The following is a 10,237-nucleotide window of genomic DNA, read 5'->3' on the forward strand; positions in this document are numbered from 1 at the left end:
GACCCGGGCCGGGTCGCGGAGCCGGTCAGCCCATGCCGGCGGCGATCGTGGCGATGATCGCCACGAGCACCACGATGCCGGCAAACGCCAGGGCGATGCGGCCGAGCTGCTTGCGGCCGTCGGTCGGGTTCGGTTCGAGAACGGGCATGTCCGGAATTCTCCCACCCCGGACGCGCCCGCCGACCCCCGCCCCCTCGCCCTTGGCCGGCCCTTGACCTTCCCCGGCCCGGCCCCGCCGCACAGAGCCGACCGGGCGACGAACCGGGGAAGGTGGACGAACCTCTAGGCCTTGGCCGGCACCTTCGGCGCCAGGGCCTCGTCCTCGATGTGCCGGGCCATCGCGGCCCGCAGGCCGAACAGCATCTGCGGCACCAGCAGCAGCGCGAGGAAGCCGAGCGGCCAGTACCACTGGCCCGTCACCTGGTAGATCCGGCCGATCAGGATCGGGCCCGGGATGGAGATCAGGTAGCCGACGCCCTGGGCGAAGGCGGACAGCTGGGCGACGCCGCCCGCGGTCCGGGCGCGCAGCCCGATCATCGTCAGCACCAGCGGGAACGCGCAGTTGGACAGGCCCACCAGGACGGCCCACACCCACGGCAGCGCGGCCGGGGCGAGCGCGAGCCCGGCGTACCCGGCGATGCCGCAGGAGGCCAGCACGACGACGAACAGCCGCTGGTCGCCGCGCCGGGCGGCCAGGTTGGGCAGGACGAAGGAGACCGGCACGCCGATCACCATGGTCACCGCGAGCAGGACGCCCGAGGTGCCCTTGTCGACGCCGGCGTCCTGGAAGATCTTCGGCAGCCAGCCCATGACCACGTAGGCGCCGGTGGCCTGGAGGCCGAAGAAGCAGGCCATCGCCCAGGCCGTCCGGCTACGGGTGATCGGCAGCTTGTCGGCGGCGGGCCCGCCCGCCTTCCCGCCGCGCTCGCGCTTGGCCACGGCGACGACGGTCCAGAGCACCAGCGCCACGGCGCCGAGGACGGCCCAGACGCCGAGGCCGTAGCGCCAGTCGCCGCCCAGGGCGCTGGTCAGCGGCACGGTGACGGCGGCGGCCAGGGAGGTGCCGGCCGACAGCGACATGGAGTACAGGCCGATCATCGGACCGACCTTGGCCGGGAAGTAGCGCTTGATCACCACCGGGATCAGCACGTTGGAGACCGCGACACCGGCCAGCGCGAGCGCGGTGAGCAGCAGGAAGACCGCGGTGCCGCCGGCGAAGGAGCGGGCCAGCACGCCCGCGGTGATCGCGCCCATGCCGGCGGTGATCACCGCGATCGGGCCGATCCGGCGGGCCATCGTGGGCGCGGCGAAGCCGAACAGGCCGAAGCACAGCGACGGCACGGCGGTGAGCAGTCCGGCGACCGTGGCGTTCATCCCGAGGCCGGAGCGGACCTGGTCGAGCAGTGGCCCGAGGCTGGTGACGACGGGACGGAGGTTGAAGGCGGCGGCGGCGATCGCGACGGCGAACAGTCCGACGACGAGGGGGCTGGGGGTGGCGGTGGGCCGCTCGGTCTGCGGCCGCACCTCGGTTCGGGGGGTGGTGGTGGTGTCTGCTGCGGGAGGCATGGGCACCATCATAGAATGATGGGATGAATTGACGCACCACGGAATTGGCATGATGTGCCGACCGTTCATCCACCGGCCCGCCGGAGTCCACCGGGCCCCGTCCACCGCCCCGAAGCCGCTAGGAGTCCCCCGTGGCGCTGTCCTCGCCGAGGCGCACCCCGCTGTCCGACCAGGTGATCGCGCAGTTGCGCGCCCAGATCACCTCCGGCGAGTGGCCCGTCGGCTCGCGCATCCCGACCGAGGCCGCCCTGGTCGAACAGCTCGGCGTCGCGCGCAACACCGTCCGCGAGGCCGTCCGCGCCCTCGCCCACAACGGGCTGCTCGACATCCGCCAGGGCTCGGGCACCTACGTCCTCGCCACCAGCGAGCTCGCCGGCGTCATGCACCGCCGCTTCGCCGACGCCGACCAGGCGCAGGTCGCCGAGCTGCGCGCGGCCCTGGAGACCTCCGCCGCGGGCCTGGCGGCCGTCCGCCGCACCCCGCGCGACCTCGGCCTCCTGGACGCCGCGCTGGCCCGCCGCGAGGCCGCCTGGCACTCCGGCGACGCCGAGGACTTCGTCCAGGCCGACGCCGCCTTCCACCAGGCCGTGGTCGCCGCCGCCCACAACGACGTGCTGGCCGCCGTCTACGCCGACCTCGGCGAGGTGACCCGCGCCCACCTGCGGCACGACGTCGGCCCCGAGCTGATCGCCGAGCGCTACATCGGCCACGACACGATCCTCGACGCGATCCGGGCCGGCGACGCCCAGCGCGCCTCCGTCGAGGCCGGCCGGGCGATCGGGGCCTGCGGCACCGCCGACGCCTGATCCGCCCGCCACGGGGAAGCCCGGAGAACGCCGGGAAGCCCGGAGAACGCCGCTGCCCGGCACCCCCACGGAGGGGGTGCCGGGCAGCGGCGTCGGTGGAGCGGGCGCCTCAGGCGCCGATGGCGTGCAGACCGCCGTCGACGTGGACGATCTCGCCGGTGGTCTTCGGGAACCAGTCCGACAGCAGCGCGACGACGCCGCGGCCGGCCGGCTCCGGGTCGCTCAGGTCCCACTTCAGCGGGGAGCGCTGGTTCCAGGTGTCGGCCAGCTCGCCGAAGCCCGGGATGGACTTGGCGGCCATCGAGCCGATCGGGCCCGCCGAGATCAGGTTGCAGCGGATGTCCCGCGCGCCCAGGTAACGGGCCAGGTAGCGGTTGGTCGACTCCAGGGCGGCCTTGGCCGGGCCCATCCAGTCGTACTGCGGCCACGCGTACTGCGCGTCAAAGGTCAGGCCGACGACCGAGCCGCCGTCCTGCATCAGCGGCAGCAGCGCCATGGTGAGCGACTTCAGCGAGTACGCGGAGACGTGCATCGCGGTGGCCACGGACTCCCACGGGGTGTCCAGGAAGTTGCCGCCCAGGGCGTCCTGCGGGGCGAAGCCGATCGAGTGGACGATGCCGTCCAGGGTCGGCAGGGTCTCGCGGACCTGGTCGGCGATGCCGGCCAGCTGCTCCGGGCTGGAGACGTCCAGCTCCAGGACCTTGACCGGCTTCGGCAGCTTCTTGGCGATGCGCTCGGTCAGGCTCGGGCGGGGGAAGGCGGTGAGGATGATCTCCGCGCCCTGCTCCTGGGCGAGCTTCGCGGTGTGGAAGGCGATGGAGGACTCCATCAGCACCCCGGTGATGAGGATCCGCTTGCCCTCGAGGATTCCACTCATGATCAGTGACCCATGCCCAATCCGCCGTCGACGGGAATGACGGCTCCGGTGATGTACGCGGCCTCGTCCGAACCGAGGAACCGCACGGTGGACGCGACCTCGGCGGGCGCCGCGTAGCGGCCCAGCGGCACGCCCGAGACGATCTCCTTGCGGCGCTCGTCGCTGAGCACGGCGGTCATGTCGGTGTCGACGAAGCCGGGGGCGACCACGTTGACGGTGATGTTGCGGGCGCCGAGCTCGCGCGCCAGCGACCGGGCGAAGCCGACCAGGCCGGCCTTGGAGGCGGCGTAGTTGGCCTGGCCCGGCGAGCCGGAGAGGCCGACCACGGACGAGATCAGGATCACGCGGCCCTTGCGCGCCCGCATCATCAGCTTGGAGGCGCGCTTGACCACCCGGAACGCCCCGGTGAGGTTGGTGTCGAGGACGGACGTGAAGTCCTCCTCGGACATGCGCAGCAGCAGGGTGTCGTTGGTGATGCCCGCGTTGGCGACCAGCACCTCGACGCCGCCGTGCTTCTGCTCGATCTCGGTGAAGGCGGCGTCCACCTGGGCGGCGTCGGTGATGTCGCAGCGCACCGCGAGGACGTCGTACTTCTCCAGGGCCTCGGGCACCTCGCCCGAGCGGCTGGTGATGGCGACCTTGTCGCCCGCCTCGGCGAAGGCCAGGGCGATCGCGAGGCCGATGCCCCGGTTTCCTCCGGTGACGAGAACCGAGCGGCTCAACGATCCACCTCTCTCCGTAAGGGGGTGCGCGTGCGGCTGGATGCGCACGCAGTGTGACCGTATCCGGCGCCCGGCGCCGTCGGCGAATCGGTCTCCCACAGCGCCTCACCGAAGGAACTGTGGCAATCCGACAATCCGCGCCCGGCCTGCCCGGGAGCACCCCGCGGGCCGGCCGGGCGCGCGGACGGGAACACCCGGGCCGGTGCGCCCGTTGCCACCCGTTGTACGGGACGACCCGGGGCCGGCCGTACCCTCTCCCCGAAAGAGTCCCGGCGAGGAACGAAGAGGCAGGGCGCATGACCAAGGCACAGCCCGGGAGCACCCACCGACGCGGACGGCTGCTGGCCCTCACCGCCCTGGCCGCGGTCGCGGGCGCCGCCGCCTGGTCGCTGCGCGATCTCCCGGCCGCGTTCGGACGCCGGCCGGACGGCGAGCGCGAGGAGCGGGTGCGCGACTCCCCGCAGTACCGCGACGGCGTCTTCCACAACGCGCCGTCCACCCTCGCCCGCGCGGCGTCCGCCCCCAGCATCGACGGCGACACCGTCCGCCGCATGGTCTTCCAGCGCGAGGGCCGCGTCCCGGCGCAGCCGGTGCCGCTCGTGCGCCCCGCCGACGGCCCGCGTCCGGCCGCCGAGGGCGTGGAGATCACCTGGTACGGGCACGCCTCCGCGCTCGTGGAGATCGAGGGCTCGCGCGTCCTGCTCGACCCGGTCTGGAGCGACCGCTGCTCGCCCTCCGCGCACGTCGGCCCCAAGCGGCTGCACCCCGTGCCGGTCGGGCTGGAGGAGCTCCCCCAGGTCGACGCCGTGCTCATCTCGCACGACCACTACGACCACCTCGACATGGCGACGGTCAAGCGCCTGGTGCACACCCAGTCCGCGCCGTTCGCGGTGCCGCTCGGCATCGGCGGCCACCTGCGCCGGTGGGGCGTGCCCGAGCACCGGATCATCGAGCTGGACTGGGACGAGACCTGCACGCTCGGCGAGCTCGTACTCACCCTCACCTCCGCGCACCACTTCTCCGGCCGCGGCCTGACCCGCAACACCACCCTGTGGGGCTCGTGGGTGATCGCCGGCCCCACCCGCAAGGTCTTCTACACCGGCGACTCCGGCTACTTCGAGGGCTACGCCCGGATCGGCGAGCAGCACGGCCCGTTCGACGCCGCCCTCGTCCAGATCGGCGCCTACGACACGGCCTGGGCGGACATCCACATGACGCCCGAGGACGCCGTCCTCGCCCACCGGGACCTGCGCGCCGGCCTGCTCGTGCCCGTCCACTGGTGCACCTTCAACCTCGGGCTGCACCCGTGGGCCGAACCGGTCGAGCGGCTCCTGAAGGAGGCCAAGGCCCAGGCCGTCCCGCTCGCCGTGCCGCGCCCCGGCGAGCGCGTCGACGTCGACAACCCGCCCGAGCTGGACGGTTGGTGGGAGACCGTCGCCTGACGCCCCGCCGGACCGCCGGGGCGGCGCCGGGCAAATGCGCTGGCCGAAAGTGCGTGGACGGGAAATGATGCGGTGCGGGCGCCCCTGTGCGGCGCCGCACCGCCACCCCCCGCGACCAGGGAGCTCGCTTGCCTCCGATCCCTCCGGCCGACAGCGCCGGCGTCCCCCACGGGCGCGCCGTCGATCCGCTGTTCCTCGCCTACCCGCTGCGCGCCCTCGCCGACGCCGCGCTCACCCGGGCCCGTGAACTCGGCGCCGAACACGCCGACTTCCGCCTGGAGCGGGTCCGCAGCGCCTCCTGGCGGCTGCGCGACGCCCGCCCGGCCGGCACCTCCGACAGCGTGCAGCTCGGCTTCGCCGTCCGCGTGCTGCTGGACGGCGCCTGGGGCTTCGCCGCCGGAGTGGACCTCACCACCGACGCGGCGGCGCGGGTCGCCGGGCAGGCCGTGGCGGTGGCCCGGCTGTCCGGCGGGATCAGCCGCGCGGCCGGCTCCGCCGAGCGGGTCGAGCTCGCACCGGAGCCGGTCCACCGGGACGTCACCTGGGTGTCCTCCTACGAGGTCAACCCCTTCGACGTGCCGGACGCCGAGAAGACCGCCCTGCTCGCCGGGTGGAGCTCGCGGCTGCTGGCCGCCGAGGGCGTCTCGCACGTCCAGGCGAGCCTGCTGACCGTCCAGGAGAACAAGTTCTACGCGGACACCGCCGGCACCGTCACCACCCAGCAGCGCATCCGCGTGCACCCGACGCTGGAGGCCACCTCGGTGGACGAGCGCACGGGCGCCTTCGACTCGATGCGCACCCTGGCCCCGCCGGTCGGCCGCGGCTTCGAATACCTCACGGGGGTCCGGGGGTCGTCCCCCGATGGACGGAGCCCGAGGGGCACCGGCTGGGACTGGGACGCCGAACTCGCCGAACTGCCCGTCCTGCTGGCCGAGAAGATGAAGGCCCCGAGCGTCGAGGCGGGCCGCTACGACCTCGTCATCGACCCGTCCAACCTCTGGCTGACCATCCACGAGTCGATCGGCCACGCCACCGAGCTGGACCGCGCCCTCGGCTACGAGGCCGCCTACGCCGGCACCTCCTTCGCCACCTTCGACAAGCTCGGCTCGCTCAAGTACGGCTCCGAGCTGATGCACGTCACCGGCGACCGCACCGCCGAACACGGCCTGTCGACCATCGGCTACGACGACGAGGGCGTCGCCACGCAGTCCTGGGACCTCGTCAAGGACGGCGTCCTGGTCGGCTACCAGCTCGACCGCGGCATGGCGAAGCTCAAGGGCTTCGAGCGCTCCAACGGCTGCGCCTTCGCGGACTCCCCGGCGCACGTCCCGGTGCAGCGGATGGCCAACGTCTCGCTGCGGCCCGCCGCCGACGGCCCGGACACCGAGGGCCTGTTCGCGGGCGTCGAGAACGGCCTCTACATCGTCGGGGACCGCTCCTGGTCCATCGACATGCAGCGCTACAACTTCCAGTTCACCGGGCAACGCGCCTACGCCATCAGGAACGGCGAACTCGCGGGCCAGGTCAAGGACTTCGCCTACCAGGCGACCACCACCGACTTCTGGGGCTCGATGACGGCCGTCGGCGGCCCGCAGACCTACGTCCTCGGCGGCGCCTTCAACTGCGGCAAGGCCCAGCCCGGTCAGGTCGCGGCGGTCAGCCACGGCTGCCCGTCCGCGCTGTTCCGCAACGTCAACGTGCTCAACACCCAGCAGGAGGCGGGTCACCGATGACCGCGACGCAGCCCCACGAACTCGTCGAGCTCGCACTCGGCCTCTCCCGCGCCGACGGCTGCGTGGTGATCGCCGACGAGGAGTCCACCGCCAACCTCCGCTGGGCCGGCAACACGCTGACCACCAACGGCGTCACCCGCGGCCGCCGCCTCACCGTGATCGCCACCGTGGCCGGCGCCGAGGGCACCGCCTCCGGCGTGGTCTCGCGCGAGGCCGTCACCGCGGACGAGGTCGAGAGCCTCGTCCGGGCCGCCGAGGAGGCCGCCCGCGCCGCCGGACCGGCCGAGGACGCCCAGCAGCTGGCCGCCGGCCTGCCGGCCTCGCCGCACTTCGACCAGCCGCCCGCCGAGACCTCGATCGACGTCTTCGCGGACTTCGGCCCGGCCCTCGGCGAGGCCTTCGCCCGCGCCGCCGCCCGGGGCGAACTGCTCTACGGCTTCGCCCGGCACGAGGTGACCACCAGCTACCTGGGCACCTCCACCGGCCTGCGGCTGCGCCACGACCAGCCGACCGGCATGGTCGAGATCAACGCCAAGACCGCCGACCTGTCCGGCTCGGCCTGGGTCGGCGCCGCCACCCGGGACTTCACCGACGTCGACGTCACCGCCCTGCACGCCGAACTGACCAAGCGCCTGGGCTGGGGCGCCCGCACGGTGGACCTCCCGGCCGGCCGCTACGAGACGCTGCTGCCGCCCTCGGCCGTCGCCGACCTCATGGTCTACCTGCACTGGTCCGCCGGCGGCCGGGACGCCCACGAGGGCCGCACGGTCTTCTCCAAGCCGGGCGGCGGCACCCGCGTCGGCGACGAGCTCGCCGCGCTGCCGCTGACGCTGCGCGCCGACCCGCGCGAACCCGGCCTGGAGGCCACGCCGTTCGTCCTCGCGCACGCCACCGGCGGCGACGTCTCGGTGTTCGACAACGGCCTGCCGATCAGCGCCACCGAGTGGATCCGCGAGGGCGTGCTGACCGACCTGGTCACCTCCCGCCACGCGGCCGGCCTCACCGGCCTGCCGCTGCGCCCGGCCGTCGACAACCTGGTGCTGGAGACGGCCGACCAGGACGCCGCGCCGACGCTGGACGAGATGATCGCCCGCACCGAGCGCGGCCTGCTGCTCACCTGCCTCTGGTACATCCGCGAGGTGGACCCGGCGACGCTGCTGCTCACCGGCCTCACCCGGGACGGCGTCTACCTGGTCGAGAACGGCGAGGTGGTCGGCGCGGTCAACAACTTCCGGTTCAACGAGTCGCCGGTCGACCTGCTCGGCCGGATCACCGAGGCGGGCCGCACCGAGCGGTGCCTGCCGCGCGAGTGGAGCGACTGGTTCACCCGCACCGCGATGCCACCCGTGCGTGTCGCGGACTTCAACATGAGTTCGGTCAGCCAGGCCTCATAGCCACTGGCCGACGGGGGGATACGAGAGACATGATGGACGAGAAGCGGCTGGTCAAGACGAGCAAGATGCTGTCGCGCATCCTGCGGCACGAGCCCGGGTGGGTCGGGATCACCCTCGACGAGGCCGGCTGGGTGCGGATCGACCTGCTCCTCGCCGCCCTCGCGGCGAAGGGCAACCGGCTGAGCAGGGCCGACCTGGACCACATCGTCGCGACGAACAACAAGCGCCGGTTCGGCTACTCCGCCGACGGTCTCTCGATCCGCGCCAACCAGGGCCACACGGTGGCGGTCGACCTCGGTCTGGCCGCCGCCGTGCCGCCCCCGGTGCTCTACCACGGCACCGCCGACCGGCACCTGGCGGCGATCTTCCACGAGGGCCTGCGCCCGATGGCCCGCCAGGACGTCCACCTCTCGGCGGACACCGAGACGGCCACCCGGGTCGGCTCCCGGCACGGCCGCCCGGTCGTGCTCACCGTGAACGCCGCCGCGATGGTGGCGGACGGCCACGAGTTCCGGATCAGCGAGAACGGCGTCTGGCTCACCGGCGCCGTCCCCCCGCAGTACCTCTCCCGGCGGCCCTGACGGACCCGTCGCGCGTGTCCGCCCGCCCCGGTCTCGTCCTCGGCCGGGGTGCGGCGTACGGTGAATTGGCCGCGCGGCCGGACGCGCGGGTGCTCCGACGAGGACGGTAGGACATGGGCAAGAGCGCGGACGGCGGGCAGGTCCACCGGATCACGGGGGCGCGCAGCAGCCTCACCGAGGACGTCCGCGGGCGGCAGCGCCGCTACGTGGCCTCGATGCTGCTGCGGACGGCCTGCGTGCTGCTGGCCGTGGTGCTGTGGGACGTGCAGCGCTGGCTGGCGGTCGGCGCGCTCGCGGGCGGCGTGCTGCTGCCGTACTTCGCGGTGCTGATCGCCAACGCCGGACGGGAGCGGGCGCCGGGTCTGCCGAGCACCTTCGACATCCCGCTCGACACCCCGCTGATGCTCGGCCCCGGTGGTACGGGTGGGGCGGGTGCGGCGGCCGGTACAGGAGAGGCAAAGAAGTCTCCCACCGATCCTTCACAGAGCGGGAGCTGACTGTCCGGGTCCTCCACGTTCACGATGGTTTGACTCGGCGAAAGCTCAAAAGAACCTCAGATTAATCATGCAAGACCTCCCCAAACCGGGGTCTCGGCGTGACATACTGCGTACGCGCTCCGCATCCCCCGTCGGAGCGACGGACCGACGCCGGGCGGCTCCCCCCGTGGCTGCCCGGCGTCGCCATGCCCGCCCCGGGCCGCGCCGGGATCCCCGGCCGCCGGTGTGCGGAAGGGCCCGTGAAAGACTGGCGGTGCACAACCCCCGCCAAGCCCCGAGGACGGCCCGATGGACACCCCGCAGACGCCGATCTGCTCCGCCAAGGGCTGCCGGGCGGACGCCGGCTGGGTGCTGGTGTGGAACAACCCCAAGCTGCACACCCCGGACCGTCGCAAGACCTGGCTCGCGTGCGACGAGCACCGCGAGCACCTGTCCCAGTTCCTGGGCGTGCGCGGCTTCCTCAAGGAGGTCGTCGCCTTCGCCGACTGGACCTCTTAGGCGGACTAGTGCCACAGCACTAGCCGCTAGAAGGCTGATGAAGATCTTGGGTTCTGGCCCCGCCGCGCAAGCGGTGGGGCCAGACTCATTCTGTGGCGATGGGGGAATGGGCCGGGGAGAC

Annotated in this window: 11 protein-coding genes; 7 read left to right on the plus strand and 4 right to left on the minus strand. The window is 73.2% G+C overall.

Annotated features, from left to right (window positions below):
• Nucleotides 1–25: 25 nt before the first annotated feature.
• Nucleotides 26–148 (minus strand): SGM_5486 family transporter-associated protein, encoded by a 123-nt coding sequence (locus tag ACFVU9_RS39930; RefSeq protein ID WP_380446241.1) that lies wholly within the window; start codon nt 146–148, stop codon nt 26–28.
• A 134-nt stretch (nt 149–282) separates the two neighbouring features.
• Nucleotides 283–1,566 carry a CynX/NimT family MFS transporter gene (locus ACFVU9_RS39935; protein ID WP_380499352.1) on the minus strand — a complete coding sequence of 428 codons (1,284 nt, stop codon included), beginning with the start codon at nt 1,564–1,566 and terminating at the stop codon, nt 283–285.
• 131 nt (nt 1,567–1,697) lie between these two features.
• Between ACFVU9_RS39935 and ACFVU9_RS39940 the strand changes: the two genes are divergently transcribed.
• Entirely contained in the window at nt 1,698–2,372 is a 675-nt protein-coding gene (locus tag ACFVU9_RS39940; protein ID WP_380446243.1) for a FadR/GntR family transcriptional regulator, read from the plus strand.
• A gap of 109 nt (nt 2,373–2,481) precedes the next feature.
• Here the strand turns inward: ACFVU9_RS39940 and fabI are convergent, their stop codons facing one another.
• Entirely contained in the window at nt 2,482–3,249 is a 768-nt protein-coding gene (gene fabI, locus ACFVU9_RS39945) for an enoyl-ACP reductase FabI (protein ID WP_329926381.1), read from the minus strand.
• Between the two features lie 2 nt (nt 3,250–3,251).
• Entirely contained in the window at nt 3,252–3,971 is a 720-nt protein-coding gene (gene fabG, locus ACFVU9_RS39950) for a 3-oxoacyl-[acyl-carrier-protein] reductase (protein ID WP_380446244.1), read from the minus strand.
• 296 nt (nt 3,972–4,267) lie between these two features.
• Between fabG and ACFVU9_RS39955 the strand changes: the two genes are divergently transcribed.
• The 6 genes from ACFVU9_RS39955 (at nt 4,268) to ACFVU9_RS39980 (ending at nt 10,116) form a co-directional block, all read left to right on the plus strand.
• Nucleotides 4,268–5,413 (plus strand): MBL fold metallo-hydrolase, encoded by a 1,146-nt coding sequence (locus ACFVU9_RS39955; protein ID WP_380446245.1) that lies wholly within the window; start codon nt 4,268–4,270, stop codon nt 5,411–5,413.
• Between the two features lie 128 nt (nt 5,414–5,541).
• Nucleotides 5,542–7,146: a TldD/PmbA family protein gene (locus ACFVU9_RS39960; protein ID WP_380446246.1), complete on the plus strand. Its 1,605-nt coding sequence runs from the start codon at nt 5,542–5,544 to the stop codon at nt 7,144–7,146.
• On the plus strand, nt 7,143–8,540 hold the full coding sequence (locus ACFVU9_RS39965) for a metallopeptidase TldD-related protein (RefSeq protein ID WP_387602113.1): 1,398 nt from the start codon (nt 7,143–7,145) through the stop codon (nt 8,538–8,540). Before ACFVU9_RS39960 ends, ACFVU9_RS39965 begins: the two co-directional genes overlap by 4 nt.
• A gap of 32 nt (nt 8,541–8,572) precedes the next feature.
• Complete coding sequence (locus ACFVU9_RS39970) at nt 8,573–9,121, plus strand: RNA 2'-phosphotransferase (protein WP_380446253.1); 549 nt, start codon at nt 8,573–8,575, stop codon at nt 9,119–9,121.
• Nucleotides 9,122–9,234: 113 nt separating this feature from the next.
• Nucleotides 9,235–9,618, plus strand: a complete 384-nt coding sequence (locus tag ACFVU9_RS39975; RefSeq protein WP_387602116.1) for a DUF3099 domain-containing protein — start codon at nt 9,235–9,237, stop codon at nt 9,616–9,618.
• A gap of 288 nt (nt 9,619–9,906) precedes the next feature.
• On the plus strand, nt 9,907–10,116 hold the full coding sequence (locus ACFVU9_RS39980; protein WP_380446249.1) for a hypothetical protein: 210 nt from the start codon (nt 9,907–9,909) through the stop codon (nt 10,114–10,116).
• The last annotated feature ends 121 nt before the right edge of the window (nt 10,117–10,237 follow it).

It is taken from the genome of Kitasatospora sp. NPDC057936 (assembly GCF_042887525.1).
GTDB lineage: Bacteria > Actinomycetota > Actinomycetes > Streptomycetales > Streptomycetaceae > Kitasatospora.